Origin of the sequence: Pseudanabaena cinerea FACHB-1277, from assembly GCF_014696345.1 — a bacterium.
GTDB classification, from domain to species: Bacteria; Cyanobacteriota; Cyanobacteriia; order Pseudanabaenales; family Pseudanabaenaceae; genus Pseudanabaena; species Pseudanabaena cinerea.
Genome location: NZ_JACJPY010000053.1, coordinates 1 through 16,530, shown reverse-complemented (window position 1 = coordinate 16,530; position 16,530 = coordinate 1). Strand labels below are relative to the sequence as shown.

Annotated in this window: 13 protein-coding genes and 2 pseudogenes; 6 read left to right on the top strand and 9 right to left on the bottom strand. The window is 43.6% G+C overall.

All coding sequences use genetic code 11. The annotated features are described in order from the left end of the window. Positions 1-16: 16 nt before the first annotated feature. Together H6F44_RS15105 and H6F44_RS15100 are read left to right on the top strand one after the other, a co-directional pair. Complete coding sequence (locus tag H6F44_RS15105) at positions 17-682, top strand: type I restriction endonuclease subunit R (RefSeq protein ID WP_190351857.1); 666 nt, start codon at positions 17-19, stop codon at positions 680-682. Between the two features lie 91 nt (positions 683-773). Continuing rightward, positions 774-1,346 (top strand): annotated as a pseudogene (locus H6F44_RS15100) (ATP-binding protein); the annotation flags it as partial. Positions 1,347-1,712: 366 nt separating this feature from the next. Here H6F44_RS15100 and H6F44_RS15095 read toward each other — a convergent pair. From H6F44_RS15095 to H6F44_RS15085, 3 genes are all read right to left on the bottom strand, one after another. Continuing rightward, complete coding sequence (locus tag H6F44_RS15095) at positions 1,713-1,877, bottom strand: hypothetical protein (protein WP_190351856.1); 165 nt, start codon at positions 1,875-1,877, stop codon at positions 1,713-1,715. 74 nt (positions 1,878-1,951) lie between these two features. Next, the gene (locus H6F44_RS15090; RefSeq protein ID WP_190351855.1) at positions 1,952-3,199 is read right to left on the bottom strand and encodes an MFS transporter; all 1,248 of its coding nucleotides are present in this window, start codon (positions 3,197-3,199) and stop codon (positions 1,952-1,954) included. Positions 3,200-3,532: 333 nt separating this feature from the next. Continuing rightward, entirely contained in the window at positions 3,533-4,858 is a 1,326-nt protein-coding gene (locus tag H6F44_RS15085) for a glycosyltransferase family 4 protein (RefSeq protein WP_190351854.1), read from the bottom strand. Positions 4,859-5,211: 353 nt separating this feature from the next. Here H6F44_RS15085 and H6F44_RS23800 point away from each other — a divergent pair, with 353 nt between their 5' ends. Beyond that, positions 5,212-6,486, top strand: coding sequence for a DUF3883 domain-containing protein (locus H6F44_RS23800; RefSeq protein WP_199302147.1), 1,275 nt, complete (start codon positions 5,212-5,214; stop codon positions 6,484-6,486). 2 nt (positions 6,487-6,488) lie between these two features. Then, positions 6,489-7,124, top strand: coding sequence for a hypothetical protein (locus tag H6F44_RS15075; protein ID WP_190351853.1), 636 nt, complete (start codon positions 6,489-6,491; stop codon positions 7,122-7,124). Positions 7,125-7,290: 166 nt separating this feature from the next. Here the strand turns inward: H6F44_RS15075 and H6F44_RS15070 are convergent, their stop codons facing one another. From H6F44_RS15070 to H6F44_RS15050, 5 genes are all read right to left on the bottom strand, one after another. After that, positions 7,291-9,063 carry a DUF3352 domain-containing protein gene (locus H6F44_RS15070; RefSeq protein WP_190351852.1) on the bottom strand — a complete coding sequence of 591 codons (1,773 nt, stop codon included), beginning with the start codon at positions 9,061-9,063 and terminating at the stop codon, positions 7,291-7,293. A gap of 378 nt (positions 9,064-9,441) precedes the next feature. Beyond that, a complete protein-coding gene (gene groL / locus H6F44_RS15065; protein WP_190351851.1) occupies positions 9,442-11,076 on the bottom strand; it encodes a chaperonin GroEL in 1,635 nt (544 codons plus the stop codon). Positions 11,077-11,466: 390 nt separating this feature from the next. Further along, on the bottom strand, positions 11,467-11,778 hold the full coding sequence (gene groES / locus H6F44_RS15060; protein ID WP_190351850.1) for a co-chaperone GroES: 312 nt from the start codon (positions 11,776-11,778) through the stop codon (positions 11,467-11,469). Between the two features lie 359 nt (positions 11,779-12,137). Next, positions 12,138-13,289 (bottom strand): recombinase RecA, encoded by a 1,152-nt coding sequence (gene recA, locus H6F44_RS15055; protein ID WP_190351849.1) that lies wholly within the window; start codon positions 13,287-13,289, stop codon positions 12,138-12,140. 162 nt (positions 13,290-13,451) lie between these two features. After that, complete coding sequence (locus H6F44_RS15050; RefSeq protein ID WP_190351848.1) at positions 13,452-13,922, bottom strand: gas vesicle protein K; 471 nt, start codon at positions 13,920-13,922, stop codon at positions 13,452-13,454. A gap of 263 nt (positions 13,923-14,185) precedes the next feature. Between H6F44_RS15050 and guaA the strand changes: the two genes are divergently transcribed. Further along, positions 14,186-15,736, top strand: coding sequence for a glutamine-hydrolyzing GMP synthase (guaA, locus tag H6F44_RS15045; RefSeq protein WP_190351870.1), 1,551 nt, complete (start codon positions 14,186-14,188; stop codon positions 15,734-15,736). A 77-nt stretch (positions 15,737-15,813) separates the two neighbouring features. Then, positions 15,814-16,365, top strand: coding sequence for a DUF1499 domain-containing protein (locus H6F44_RS15040; protein WP_190351847.1), 552 nt, complete (start codon positions 15,814-15,816; stop codon positions 16,363-16,365). Between the two features lie 38 nt (positions 16,366-16,403). Here the strand turns inward: H6F44_RS15040 and H6F44_RS24070 are convergent. Beyond that, a pseudogene (locus tag H6F44_RS24070) lies at positions 16,404-16,530 on the bottom strand (RNA-guided endonuclease TnpB family protein); the annotation flags it as partial.

The following is a 16,530-nucleotide window of genomic DNA, read 5'->3' as shown; positions in this document are numbered from 1 at the left end:
CAACCGACTCAACCCTATGCCCACCATCGCCATAACCGAAGCTAATCTCGATATTAGTGATATCGAACGGCAATTTAAACTGAAGCGAAACGATGATCCATTATTTTTTAGTGAATGGCATCTTGACCTATCGCCACTAAGCCCAGAGGAAATAGCCTATTGCGATCGCATTAAAAGAAGTTACTTACATAATCGCTTTCAGGGCATTCAAGACAGTGCAACTAAAAGTGCGATTAATTTGTTAGTCATATCACCATTGCTATACCTCGCGGGTTGTCTGGAACCACCCTATAAGGTGCGAACCGAGCAGCCTGTGGAAATTGCAGTTACAGATCAAGACCTTGATCAAGATGTTATTTATAAAGGCAGAATTGATACCCTCGTAATCCAAGAAGAAAGCCAAAATAAAACTTATGAACAACTCTGGATCGTGGTAATTGAATCCAAGCGACCAAAACTTAACTTTTTTGAAGCTGTCCCGCAAGCCTTGACCTATATGATGGCTAGTCCTAATGGCGATCTCGCTACCTATGCGATCGCCACCAATGGGGATGGATTTATCTTTATCAAGCAACAGGGACATGAATATGCTTTTTCCAGCGATTTTTCCATGTTCTCGCAACCAAATAATCAACTTTATGTAGTTCTCCAAATCCTCAAAAAAATTACTGCCAATTTTTAAGGGAGATAACTTATAAAGGCGATCGCGCAAATTAATTGCAGCAACAAATAATAAAAAGAAATAACAAAAAGAAGTAACAGAATATAAAACCATGCCCCTAAAACCTTGGTACAAAATTGAAGGACTCACCCCACGCGAAGATCTCAGGCACAACCGCCCCCTCGATGCTTCCGAATTTGCCGTTAATCTCGATCATGTACGGGAAAATCGCGCCCCCATTGACTACCAAGATCCACAAAAATTCTTTAGCCGTACCTATCTCACTCGTTGGCTTGCCGAATTTGCAGGACAAGTCGTGCGCCGCCTCTCTGGTGTCAAAACCGAAGCCAACGCTGTCTATAACCTAGCAACTCAATTTGGAGGAGGTAAAACCCATGCCCTCGCCCTGCTCTACCATCTAGCCCAAAATGGACAAGCCGCCGAATCATGGTCTGGGGTTCGCAAAATCATTGAACAAGCAGATATTAAAACCTTACCCACTGCCCATGTTGCAGTTTTTGTCGGCACAGAATTTGACTCTGTAACTGGTCGGGGCGGAGATGACGGAACCCCATTACGCAAAACCCCTTGGGGGGAAATTGCCTTTCAGTTGGGCGGTGAAGAAGCTTTTAAAATCGTTGCCGAACATGATGCCCAATTTATCGAACCCAAAGGCGATCGCATTGATTCTTGCTGCATGACAAATATCCTTGAAACTGCGGTTTGATTTGTGCGGTTTGATTTGTGAGGCAAGACTAGCCTGCTTCACATTTGGTTTAACATTTGATTTATCGAAAAATTGAGTTTAAAAAACCCGTTGCTATCTATTTTTTTCAGTGTAGCAAATTTTGGATGTTGCTGTAGCCCTAAAGAGCGATCGCCAGTCAAGCTTAAAATGCTAATCTACTACCAGTTTTACATTTGTGGTAGTGCTAAATAGGTAAGGATGGGCGGCGCGAAGCGCCGCCCATCCTTACCGTATAAATCCTTTCCTTTTTAGAACTACCGCTAAAACTTCGTTGGAATTAAGGGATAGGGTTTAGTCGATTGTTCACTGGTATTGATAAATAGCGATATTGCCTAAATCATCAGTATCTAACCGCGATCGCCTCTCATCAAACCCCAATAATCGCGTTGGTACTAAACAATCGGCGATCGCGAATTGCTTGAGGATGCTGATTTTGTTGAGGAACTTGAGTATCTCATCTCTTATCACTTCTATCTCTCTTATCTCATTTTGAGATTCTATATCTGACAACCCTTTCCAAACTTTTCTGCACCACTAAGCAACTATACTTCTGAATTGAGATGTCTTACAACTTCAATAATCAAGGTAATAAGAACAAATATAGTCAAAATACATCCTGAGATAATGTACACTAATCCATATTGGGTATAAAGGTCAACATCTAATTTTTGAATTAATGGTTGGCTAAGAATTGGTGATAAAAACTGCCCTAAAAATGTTGATGCAGTTAATCCTCCTACTGCACGTCCGCGATAGCTAGATGGAACCGTAGACGTGAGCCAAGAATCTAAATTTGGCACTAATAGGCCTCCACCTAACCCGCATATTGCTAGACCAATTAGAGCCAATACATAGTTGTTGACAAAGCCAACTATTTCATAACCAATACTTACTAAGCCTAATGACAAGACAACTACAATTACGTAGTTAAACCGTTCTTTTATCTTTGCAAATAATAAGGAACCAATAATTAAAAATAATGCCATTGACGCAATAGCTATACTGCTCTCTTTGGCATTAGTTCCTGTCATCTCTTGTAGATAAAACGGTAGATGTACGGGGATCAGGTATAGTGTTAATTCAGCGATTAAGGCTGTCAAGTAGATAAATGCTAACAATTTTTTCGGTACTTCTATATCGACAGATCGAGGATGACTCAGTGTTGTCTTATCTAATTCTGTAACTGAAGAGAATTGTATTTTTGATGTTCTTTCTGGCTCTTTGATGAAGACGAAAATTGCAGGCAAAAGCAAAAAAGCAAGTAAGTGAATCAGAAATGAGTTTCGCCAGTTTAAATCGGCAACTATACCACCGATAACTAGGGCAATCACGGCTCCTATACCGATGAATGCAACCTGTAATCCTAAAACCTTTACCCTTGTTTCTCCTGAGTAATAATCACCGATTAATGTAGTGACTGATATGGTAATTCCAGCGGTAGTTAAACCTACCAAAGCTCGACTCACCAGAATTCCAAATAAGGAAGGGATAAAAAATCCTAAAACTCCAAAAAAACCAAATAGAATTATGGAGATCATCAAGATTTTTTTTCGTCCTATGTGATCAACTGCAATTCCGATTATTGGCGATCCTAAAAGGATAAATAAAGAAGGGATGGCTATAACTAATTTCACCCATAAGCCTACGTTATCTACGTTTTGAAATTGCTCTTGCATTGCTGGTAGGGCAGGTGTCAGGCTTGCTGCTGCAAATATTATGAGTGTACTTGACAAAAGTAAGGTTGACTTAACGGCTAAGGAGGCTGGATTGTATTGATTTTGGCTTATCATTATTTTCAGTACGAAGGTTTTGTGCAATTTTTAAATTAAGCCTGCTCACTCTTAATATTCAAACGTCATTTGTGTCAATAAAACCAGACTTATTGAATCTTAGTTCATCAATTTATGCCCTGCAAATGGGTGTATCAAGAATCTGAGAGCGATGATTTAACTTTTCCAGCTTCGTATAAGGCAACGAAACTCAAACCATATTTTGGATAGTATTTAAGTTGCTGATTATCTGCATACTTGGCACGTCAAAAGCTTGAGCTTTTCAGGTAATAAACTTCATATAGATTGCAAAGCCGTGAACTAATCCCGTGCAAAGTATAACTAGAGGTTACACTAGAACTTGTAGCAGTTTAAAACATAGTTTAAGATAGCGTTTGCAATATTTTTAGGAAAGTTGTATTTACGCTGAAGTTTTTCCTTCCCCTTGAGCCAAAACTTTCTCCTATCTTCAGAGGAAAGGTTTACCGCACGAGTCAGGGTTTTAGCAAATTCGGACGTATTTTCAACATTAACCAAAAAACCATCTTCTCCATGATCAATTAATTCCTGTAAACCATCAACCTCTGAACAAACCAGCACTGGATCATTATCTTCACACCAATGTCTAACTTCTAAAGGAATCATCCCAAAAGGCTCTGCGAGAGATGGTATAACCACTGCTTTAACATTTGGCAAGCGAATAATCGCCCTGAGCTCATCTTGCGGAAGAAATTGATGAATAACTTGACCACGAACTTGCAAATCCGCAAACAATCCTAAAATCTCTTCATAACTTCCTTCTGTTTGAGAAGTGGCAAAACTGGTGACGAGAAGTACAAGTTGCGCTTCGTGATCTTTTTGAGACTCTTTAAAAGCCCTAACTAAATACTGAAAACCTTTGTATTTTGCTGCCCTACCTGTAGCAAAAACAATATCTTGATCAGATGGTAATCCATATTTTTCAATCACCTCTTGAGACGTAGAACTGGTTAACTTCTCAAATAAAGGCAAGCCATTAATTAGAGGAATTAACTTCTCAACGGGAGCATGATAGTCATTTACTAGGTGGTTTTTCATGAAATCATTGATGTAGGCAACAAAACATTCTTTGAATGTACTTGCATCATTTACAGCTTGCTTTTCCCAAGCATACCTAACATCATTGGTGTTTTTCTCGTGAATTAATCCTGTGCTGTGAGGAGTCCAAATAACAATTGGTTTATTACCTTTAAAGTGAGATAATTGACGAAATAGGAAAGAACTAACTCCACAATAGGGCGGATCATTAGTAAATACAATATTGAATTCGTGCTTTTGGAAGTAGTTGATCACCAAGTTTGCTGCTCCAACTGATGTTGCTTGCCATTGCTGAATATCAACATATTGATCATCTCCCTGAGTACCATTTAATTGATAGAGAACTTCTCCTGATAAAGATTTGCATATTTGTTCCATTTCGTGCAGCATTTCTGAGCGATACCAAGGACATTCAGGGTTATAAAATGGCGTTCCAGTGTAGAAAACTACCTCAAAACCTTGCTCTTGCAGATACTCAGCAACAACAGGCATAGAATGAATAAAATGCCTGATAACAGTTCCTACTCCACAACACCAGCTAGTAATGCCATCATATGAAAAGAGGTAAATAGCGATCTGTTTGAGATGTTTAGGCTGACTCATATTAAAATCATTTATTAATTTTAAATTACTTGTTGATAAATGTGAAATAATGTGAAATAGTGGCTTCAGGATTTCATGGCAAATGAATAAACGCGAGAAATCTAACAAAAAAAGTGAAACCACTCATTAGTGCAGCACAAGAAATAGTGCAGCACAAGAAATCAATACTTTCAGACTTTATAGTTGTATATCGGGTTACATTAATTTCTTAACACGCTATGCACCATATGCTCTTACCTCTATATTTTTAAACCAAAATGATTTTATTGTCAATAAGCTTTTGCTAGAAGCAACAAAATCAAAATCGCTATATAAATGGTAAGGAGATCGCTACATTTATCCATCCCTATCGAGTGGGACGTGTGCCGCGCCATCTTTGGGTAACAGGAGACGATCAAGAATCGCGGTTTGGCAAACTTGGGCGCGAGTATAAGCAAATTGCCTTTGATAAAAAAGTTTTTGCTCAAGATTCCACAATTGAGTGGGTAACACCAGGGCATCCATTGTTTGAGTGTGTCCGCACGGAGGTGCTAAAGCAAACCGAGCAAGATGTGCAACGGGGAGCAGTATTTTATGATTTGCAACGCGCTCAACCTGCGAGGTTAGATGTTTATGCGGCGGTATTTCAAGATGGCAGGGGCAATAAGCTCCATGAGCGCTTGTATGTGGTACAGACGGAACTAGATGGCACTTTATCAATCAAGCAGCCTACGATCTTTCTTGATTTAATACCTGCTGTAGGACAGACATCTTGTCTGTCAAATCCCCAAAAACAACAGCAAATGAGTTCTCAAATGGAGGATCTCGGACAGGATGTCCGAGCCACAATTCCTGATGGTGATAATTTGCCCGATCGCATAGGTCTTGAACAATTTTTAATCGAGACTGAGCTAAATGGATTTTTGGTAGAGGTGCAACAGGCAAGAGCGAAGGAAATCAAAATCATCTCTGACCATATGCAGATTAGTTTATTAGCGATTATTAACCGATTGCAAATTCAGTATGGTGAGCTATTTGATAAAAAAGAATCGGGTTCGGAAGAGACAGGACTAGATGGACGTTTGAAGCAATCGGACGATCGTCTGAATGAGTTAAATACAAGGTTAGATCGGCGGCGGGTAGAACTCAAACAGGAAAACAACTGCACGATCGCCGCGATTGTACCGAAGGGTAGAGCATGGGTATTACCTCATCCCGATCGCTATGCTCCTGATATTGCACCGATGGTGAGTAATGCTGAGATTGAGCGTATTGCTGTTGAGGTAGTCATTGCCTATGAGGAAGCACAGGGTTGGCAAGTGGAAAGTGTAGAGTCAGAAAATCGTGGCTTTGACCTGATTTCGCGTAAGTATCATGCTGAAGATCCGAAGACGGCGATCGCTGTTAAGTTTATTGAGGTGAAGGGGCGATCGCAAGTGGGGGAAGTGGCACTAACTGATAATGAGTATCGCACTGCTAAACGTCTAAACGAAGACTATTGGCTCTATGTGGTGTTTAACTGTGCCACACAGCCAGAAGTACATCCGATTCAAGATCCCGCTAAGCTAGATTGGGAGGCGGTGATGAGGATTAAGCATTATCAAGTTGGTGCAGATCAAATTTTACTAGCAAATCAAGGAGATAATTAGCGATGATTCGGAATATCAATTTGCCAGATTCATTGAGCTTTTCTGATTATTTCAATCTGAACTTTTATCCCGAAGAAATTCTTAACTATTTTGGTTATGGCTTTGAGATGAAGTTGTTAGATTTGACCAAAAGTGTTTGCGATCTAGTTGAACTTGAGATGCTAGAAAAAAGACTAGCTAAGAGTTTACCTTATATTACTTTTGACAATGAAACAGCAAGACGGGAGTTTCTAATTGCGCCTGTGTTAATGGATTTAATTGATTATACTAAATCTAATCTCAAGGTTTCTTATGCTTTGAACGTGAATAATCAACTTAGAGGAGAACTAGACTATTTCATCGAGTCTAATATCAAGGCTAATGGTGAGGTGAATCATCAATTTTTGGTAATTGAGGCAAAGGACGAAAATTTAGAGCGTGGTTTTAAGCAATTAGCGGTGGAATTGGTGGCGATCGCCCATGTTCTTGAATCTGGGCAAAGATATATTCACGGAGCCGTGTCGATTGGTAAAGTTTGGCAGTTTGGGCGTTTGGATCGACAGGATAAAATAGTGGTGCAGGATTTGCATTTATACCGTGTGCCAGAGGATCTCAAGGATTTGATGGCAATTTTAGTAGGTATTTTACAGGAGGTTTAAAAATTATGACTCTTAAAGATTCATTACTTGCTGTCTTAGAAGACTTGTCAGTTCGATCGCCGCTCTTGTAGTTAATGGAATGTAACGCACCTGATCTGACATTCAAAAAATAGCAAAAGCCGCATCATGTGCGGCTTTTATAATTAAACAATACTATTTTGCGACATTACTTGCCGCCTTTTTTGAGGGCAAGCACGGCTTCGACTTCGGCTGATTCTGGGGTGGGGTATGCGGCAGTGACACCAAATCCACGAATAGAATCAAACATTGCCTTGACCTCCGCAGGAATTTTTTCATTAGGAGGCAAGAAGGTTTGGGCAATTTTCCAAGTGCGATCGCCATCGATGTAGAAATAGCCAACATTGCTACTGGGCAAAGTGCCAACTATGGCCTTGAAGTTGGCATCAGCATCGATCGCTGATGCAGGCTTAGGTACAAACATCGACACAATCGGCGAAGCGGTCATAAACAACATATCCTGCTGATTCCAACCGTGGGAAATAATTGCCCCAGGCGCACCAGGCACAGACCATTCAGTTACAGCAACTCCGCCCATATCCTTTTTGCCCACCTGTCCACCATTCTTTGATATAAAGTCATCCAACTTCTTCATCAAAGATTCGCCCGCAGCTCGGTTAGTGGTTTGGAAGATAAACAGAGGCGCTAAGCCCTGCGTTTGAGCGAGGATGCCTTCGGGTTTGCCTGATACTGAGGCGATCGCAAATTCACCATCCATCCAGCCAAAGATATCTTTATCAAGATCAAGTGCCAAAGGAGAAGACTTCAACTGAGTTCGCGCTTGGTCAATACCTTGCTTGAGTTCGGGGGTGGAATTGGCGGACTTGACAAACTGCTCCCATGAGCCTTTGAGATTAGTGCCAGTAGCAAAGGCGAATGCCTCCGATGGGATCAAGCTAATTACTTTGTTAGGCGAATTTTTGAGGGCAGAAATGGCGGCTGGATCAAATTTACTCGCAACCTTGAACCGAATCCCCACATCATCAATGCCCACACCCATGCTTATGGACTTGATCTGCTTCAACTGTGCCAATGTCTCTGGTGGAATTGTTTCGGGACTATTGCCTAACTGAGACAATTGCATGATCGAGTCAGCAAAGTTAGGAATGTAAATCTGTGCCACTGCGTTCTTAAGTTTCAAGTCATCAGCACTAGCAGATTTAGCCAGAGAAGCCTCACCCTTAAAGGTATCGATCGCCTTTTGAGTCAGCTCTGGGCGAGGAGATACTACCAAATAGTCTCCCACCATTGCCGATGCGCTTGCGGTTGCGCCTTCACCATACTCGGTAATGGTTACACCCTTATAATCAGACTTTTTCTCTTTATTCCCAGACTTAGCTTTGACCTTTTCTGTCAAAAACTTATCAACCCCAGCTTTATCCTTGACCTCAACTACGATAATCAAGTTGGGAACTTCAGCATCGGCTTCGGGTTGATTAGGTGCTGATTCCTTAGAAGCTGGAGCCTGTGCCGTTTTAAATGGGGCGATCGCGCCATTGTCGCTCATGGGGACATAGTGGGGCAGATTGCGACTAGCCAAACCATTGCTTGGGGCAAAACTCGCAGTCTTGTCGGCGGGTAAAAAGGCTACCGTTACATTATTGCCAATCCAAGGTTTAACATCTTTTTCATAATCGAAGTCTCCAGAAGACAAACCTTTTCTGAATTCGGCGGTCGCTTGATCGTAAAGTTTTTTAGTTTCTGGGTTGAGAAATTGTTCCAACTGAGCGATCGCCGCGCCATCTGTGGATAGGGACATCGCCATAATCGACTGTTGTGGAACCACAGACAATGTACCAACAGCACTACCTGGAGTAATGTCTGTCTTGCTAAAGAAAAAATAAGCACCGATCCCACCAGCGATCGCCACAGCCGCACCGCCCACAACAATTGGCAATAAATTCGGTTTACGTTCAGTCATGAATACCTCCGATATACTAAAAAAATTAGACTAGTCAGTTCTAACAAGTTGTTAGTATATTACAAAGGATTTGTGATTCTTCAAACGCCAAATGCACCAATTGATTGTGATGCGTATCACAGCTATCTATAGCCATTGCCCATAATCGATGATTGACAGCGTGTTAAAGCAATTTGCGCTGACTTGAAACCCCAAAATACTTTAGAAAGTCAATACTCTAGCAAGGAACATGATGCATCCCTTACAACAGTATTTCTTTACAATAAGCCGTAATTGCCAACGCCCTCAAAGACAAAGTGCTAATTTACATTACAAAAAAGGAGCGCCACGCGCTCCTTTTTTGATGATTAAATCTGCTAAGGCTGAATAAGCGAAGGCTTAGTAATCGAAGTCACCACCAGCGCCCATAGCACCACCGCCAGCAGCACCCTTATCTTCGGGCTTGTCCACCACAATACATTCTGTGGTCAAGATCATACCAGCGATCGATGCAGCATTTTGCAGGGCTGAGCGAGTCACCTTAGCTGGGTCAACGATACCAGCTACAAACATATCTTCAAACTCACCAGTGGTGGCATTGAAGCCGATGTTGAAGTCCTTCTCACGGATATTTTCCGCAATTACAGCACCATTGAAACCAGCATTTTGAGCAATGCGCTTCACAGGAGCAGACAAAGCTTTGGATACAATTACAGCACCTGTCAACTCTTCACCTGTGAGGTTAGCAGTCGCCCATGTGTGAAGTTCAGGAGCCAAGTGGGTGAGGGTTGTACCACCACCAGGAACGATGCCCTCTTCAACGGCTGCCTTAGTTGCATTGATTGCATCTTCAAGACGGAGCTTGCGATCCTTCATTTCGGTTTCCGTCGCTGCACCAACCTTAATTACAGCAACACCACCAGCTAGTTTCGCCAAACGCTCTTGCAGCTTCTCCTTATCATAGGAAGATTCAGTTTCTTCGATTTGACGGCGGATCTGCTCTACGCGAGTCTTGACTGCGGCTTCATTACCATCCGCCACGATGGTTGTACTGTCCTTGGTGATGACAATACGGCGAGCTTTGCCGAGTTGATCAAGCTTGACCGCATCGAGGCGAAGACCTGCATCTTCGGTGATCACCTGAGCGCCAGTGAGGATTGCCAAATCTTCAAGCATTGCCTTACGGCGATCGCCAAAACCAGGGGCTTTAATTGCCGCAACATTAAGAACGCCACGTAAACGGTTAACAACGAGAGTTGCTAGCGCTTCTTTCTCAATATCTTCAGCGATGATGATCAATGGGCGACCAGAACGGGCAACTTGCTCCAGTACAGGCACGAGTTCTTGTACGAGGGCAATCTTCTTATCGGTGATAAGCAGAAGTGGCTCTTCAAAAGATGCTTCCATACGTTCGGCATCGGTAACGAAGTAAGGAGAGATATAGCCCTTGTCAAAGCGCATCCCTTCAGTAATTTCCAATTCCGTTACCATGGATTTACCTTCTTCCAAGGAAATAACGCCTTCCTTGCCCACTTTATCCATAGCTTGGGCAATCATCGCGCCCACTTCTTCATCGTTGCCGGCAGAGATCGTACCCACTTGGGCGATTGCCTTAGAATCTTCAATGGGCTTAGCATGTTCTTTAATGCGCTCAACCAAGAAAGCCGTAGCCTTGTCAATACCGCGCTTGAGAGCGATCGAGTTAGCCCCAGCCGCCACATTACGAAGTCCTTCTTTGACCATCGCATGAGCCAAAACGGTTGCAGTGGTAGTACCATCCCCTGCGGCATCATTGGTCTTAGAAGCAGCTTGACGGATCAAAGCCACACCCGTATTTTCCACATTATCTTCTAGCTCAATTTCCTTAGCAATGGTGACACCATCGTTAACGATTTGTGGAGAACCAAACTTCTTTTCAAGAACAACGTTACGTCCTTTAGGTCCAAGGGTAACAGCTACAGCTTCAGCCAAGATGTCCATTCCACGCTCAAGGGCGCGGCGAGCATCTTCGTTATAAATGATTTTTTTTGCCATGATGGTTTTTTATTTGGTGAAGGGTAATGAATAATGAATAGGTGAAAAAGCTATTAGCTATTAGCTGTTAGTGTTTAGCTATTAGCTTTTTCATTGAGGTATTTTGGATAAGCGGTGTTACCACCTAGGCTTCATACAGCCAAAAAGCTTTTCCCTAACGGCTAAAAGCTAATGGCTAAAAGCTAAAAGCTAACGGCTAAAAGCTAATGGCTAAAAGCTAAAAGCTAACGGCTAAAAGCTAACGGCTAAAAGCTAATGGCTAAAAGCTAAAAGCTAACGGCTAAAAGCTAATGGCTAAAAGCTAAAAGCTAATGGCTAAAAGCTAATGGCTAAAAGCTAAAAGCTAAAAGCTAAAAGCTAAAAGCTAATGGCTAAAAGCTAACGGCTAAATTAAGAAACGATCGCTAAAATATCTTTTTCGGCTAGCAGCACATACTCGTCAGAGCCGAGCTTGAGGTCAGTGCCAGCATATTTGGAGTAAAGAACTTTGTCGCCAACTTTGACTTCGAGGGCTAGGCGCTCACCTTTGTCATCGAGCTTGCCAGGTCCTACGGCTGCAATTTCGCCAACTTGGGGCTTTTCTTTGGCGGTGTCAGGTAAGAAAATGCCGCCTGCGGTCTTTTCTTCCTTTGCACTTACTTTAATAAATACGCGATCAGCTAAAGGCTTTACGGTAGTTACGTTTAATGTTGTTGTTGCCATTGTTATTCACTCGATTGACTAGCATTTTTTGCTTTGTTTTGTGCTTTGTCTAGAGCGGGTTAGCACTCTAGGTAACTGAGTGCTAATCTAACCGAAAGGGTTGCATTGCCTATAGTGTGGTTTACCGAACTGAAGTACTTCTATTGGCGGCGCTTTGCGCTCAAACCCCAGCGCTGGGCGCTGCTGTCTATTGCAATTTTCGGTTGAGCATGGCACAAAAAACACAAAAAATTAGGAGCAAATCATGATTTGCTCCCACACTAGAATTTCGCCGAAACCTTGTCCTGTGGGCGAATAATTTAAGCAACATCTAAGCAACATCAATGGTAAGGCGGAGTCTCACTACCGATGTTGTTTGTCTAAAACTCATCGGGGGGCAGATCGTCATCCTCTGGCTCAATCTCTTCAGGGGCAACCCTAGTCGCAGACACAGGCACACCCGCAGATAGTTTGTCCCTGACCTGCTTTTCCACATCGATCGCAAATTCTGGCTTCTCTTCCATATATTTGATCGTATTGTCGCGCCCTTGACCAATATTGTCCCCTTGGTAACTATACCAAGCACCCTTCCGCACAATGATATTCATCTCTTCCGCCAGATCAACTAGGCAACCAAGGGTGGATATACCTTTACCAAAAATAATATCAAACTCAGCAATCCGAAACGGGGGGGCAACCTTATTTTTGGCAACCTTTACCTTAGCGCGGATGCCAAACTCTTCAGTCCCCTTTTTGAGGGTTTGAATGCGGCGAATATCCAAACGCACGGAGGCATAAAACTTAAGGGCAGTACCGCCAGTAGTGGTTTCAGGGCTACCGTAGGAAACACCGATTTTTTGGCGCAACTGGTTCAAGAAAATTACGATGCAGTTGGCTTTACCCACATTTGCCGTGATTTTGCGTAGGGCTTGGCTCATTAATCTAGCCTGCAAGCCCACATGGGACGCACCCATTTCCCCCTCAATTTCGGCACGGGGTACTAGCGCTGCCACCGAGTCGATCGCAATAATATCTACTGCCATCGATCGCACTAAATTATCGACAATTTCTAAAGCCATTTCGCCAGAGTCGGGCTGCGAAATTAACAGGTTGTCAATATCGACTCCCACACTGGCGGCATAGGTGGGATCGAGGGCGTGTTCGGCATCAACGAAGGCAGCCACACCTCCGCGTTTTTGCACCTCAGCGATCGCATGGAGTACCAAGGTCGTTTTACCAGAGCTTTCTGGTCCATATACCTCAATTACTCTACCCTTAGGCAATCCGCCACCAAGGGCGAGATCTAGGGGCAGTGCGCCACTAGGGATTGTCTCAACCCGCATACTAGTGGCATCACCGAGACGCATGATCGAGCCTTTACCATGATCCTTCTCGATTTTCTGCATGATGGCATCGAGTGCCTTCTTTTTTTCGGGACTAATGCTAGGTTTGGCAGTTGCGGATTTCGCCTGAGCATTAAGCGCCGCCTTGTCAGTTTGGCTTGCTGCCGTAGAAGTGTTTTTCGGTGCCATGTCCGTTCGAGTTTTGGGTCGTCTAATGAAGCCCCATTATGACACTAAGCCTATAGGGTTGTGCTTAAGTTTTATGTTGTCCTTGAAAATTATGAGAAGATTATGAGGAGATTATGACTGTTTTTTAGGGGAGCCTTTACGTTGAGCCTTTATATTGAGCCTTTATATTGAGCCAGAGCGATCGCCCGATGTCAGCAGTAATTTCAATTTAAGATCGATTAAATTAATATCCGCTAAACCGATCTGCACATCACCTTCTAAAACAATACCCGTACTAATGAGGCGATCAAGTAACTCCAAAATTGAAGCCTGACTAGAAGACTGATTTGGGTAATATGCCCCACGCTTGGGTAATAGTTTGCCAAACTCACCAAGATCGATATTCAGATCCTCTGGATCAATATCTAGCACTTCGCAAAGATTGAGAATTTGTAACTCCAAGGCTTGCAAACCATCAGCAGCCCTCTCAATTTCTACTTCCGTTAACTTCTCCGCATCCATCCGCCGAATAATTTGCGCCTCCATCAACTGCCGCAATAGCTCCACTAAGGTAAGCACCAAAGGAGCAAGCCCAGATTTTTTTGGCTTAACCGTGAGACTGTTGCCATCAACGGTGGCAGAATTATCGGTCATAAATTTTATACATAAATCAGTACGCTTTTGCTAGGATTGTAGGAATAGCTACTTTTTGGCAGTAGTCAGCTTCTAGCAAGCCCTGCGATCTCAATAAATGCTATCTCATTAAGATAGAGGTATCTACTGTGGTTTCTTCCCCCCCCACCTTATCCGACAACATACTAAGTCTTGAAAGTATCACTCTTGAAAACATTAGTACTGCTGCTAAACTCACTACTCCAAGCGATAATATTACCACAGACAACTCAACGAAACGTTCCATGCTTGCTATCCTTGACTTTGGCTCTCAGTACTCAGAGCTAATCGCCCGCCGTGTCCGTGAAACGCAGGTTTATTCTGAAGTCCTAAGCTATCACACCACCGCCGCAGATTTACAGAAACTCAATCCTAAGGGGATCATCCTATCAGGCGGACCAAGCTCCGTCTATGACGAACAGGCTCCGCAGTGCGATCCCGCTATTTTTGATCTCGGTATTCCCATTCTTGGAGTCTGCTATGGAATGCAGTTGATGGCGAAGCAGCTAGGGGGCAAGGTGGAGCGAGCCGATCGCGGCGAATATGGCAAGGCAGAATTACAAATCGATGATCCCACCGATTTGCTGACCAATGTGGATACAGGAATCACCATGTGGATGAGTCATGGCGACTCGGTGGTGGAGCTGCCCGAAGGCTTCGCTATTTTGGCACATACCGCCAATACGCCCTGTGCAGCGATCGCCCACCATGACAAAAAACTCTACGGCGTACAGTTTCACCCCGAAGTGGTGCATTCGGCGGGGGGGATGGCGATGATCCGCAATTTTGTCTATCACATCTGTGGCTGTGATCCCAGTTGGACAACGGAAGCTTTTATCGAAACCGCCATTCGTGAAATTCGGCAACAGGTGGGTGAAAAGCGGGTATTGCTGGCGCTATCGGGTGGGGTTGATTCTTCGACCCTTGCCTTTTTGCTGCATCGGGCAATCGGTGATCAGCTTACCTGTATGTTCATCGATCAAGGCTTTATGCGAAAGCTAGAGCCAGAGCGTCTGGTCAAACTTTTTGAAGAGCAGTTTCATATCCATGTGGAATATGTCAATGCCCGCGATCGCTTCCTTGCTCAACTCGCAGGCGTAACGGAGCCAGAGCAGAAGCGCAAGTTAATTGGTTACGAATTTATCAAGGTTTTTGAAGAAGAATCCCAACGCCTTGGACCTTTTGACTTTTTAGCTCAAGGGACACTTTACCCCGATGTGATTGAGTCGGCAGATACCAATATCGATCCCAGCACTGGCAAACGGGTGGCGGTCAAAATCAAGAGCCATCACAATGTGGGCGGATTGCCAGACAATCTGAGGTTTACTCTAGTGGAGCCATTACGCAAACTATTTAAGGATGAAGTTCGCAAGGTGGGCAGTTCCCTTGGGCTACCCGAAGAAATCGTCAAGCGGCAACCCTTCCCAGGCCCTGGACTAGCGATTAGAATCATTGGTGAAGTGACAAGCGATCGACTCAATACTTTACGGGATGCAGATTTGATCGTGCGCCAAGAGATTAACCGTTCGGGACAATATCAAAAACTCTGGCAAGCCTTCGCAGTACTGCTACCCACTGTCCGCAGTGTCGGTGTGATGGGTGACAAACGTACTTATTCCCATCCTGTGGTTTTGCGATTGGTGACGAGCGAAGATGGCATGACCGCAGACTGGGCAAGGGTTCCTTACGAGTTATTAGAGACAATTTCCAACCGCATTGTTAACGAGGTCAAAGGCGTTAATCGCGTAGTGCTAGACATTACTTCTAAGCCACCTGGCACAATTGAGTGGGAATAGTCATCGCAGTTTTGCGTAGGATTTATTTGTTACAATTCGCAATAAATAAATCCTACTCAAAAAACTTACCAAAATTTATGCCTAAGCTTGCAGCGATCGCTACCTCTCTTATTTTGCAAATATCCGTCAGCCTCTGCGGTTTATTGCTAATTTTTGTAAGTGCCATTGCCCCTGTGGCGGCATCCCCCCTCCTATCCCATCATCTCAATTCGGCGATCGCAACCCCTATGGCAATTTTTTCGTTTTCAGGTACAAGACCTTCTAATTTAGGGGTAATTGATGGCAAATTGCAGCCATGCCCCAACAGCCCCAACTGTGTCTCTAGCCAAGCTAATGACCCAGAACATAGCATTGCACCACTCACCTTTACAGGCGATCCATCGGCGGCGATCGCTAATTTGCAAAAGATCATTCTTGCCATGCCCCGCACCAAAATCATTACCGCCGAAGGCAAATATCTCTATGCCGAATTTACTAGCGCGATCATGGGCTATGTCGATGATGTGGAGTTTTTTGCCAATCCTGACAAGGGGATCATCGAAGTGCGCTCGGCTTCTCGCCTTGGTGAATCAGATCTAGGTGTAAACCGTCAACGCATTGAAGCAATTCGTGCCAATTTTATCTCTTGACATCCGCCCCGCGCTGAAGCGACGGGGATTCCTAAGACTCACGACTTAGGTTTCTGCTTCATAACACCAGCCTTAACAGATTTACTCTGTTCGGGTCTTACAGTCGCTCCACAGACATTAACCGCAAGCCCTGCGGCAAGAATATTTTTAGCAGCATTCACATCT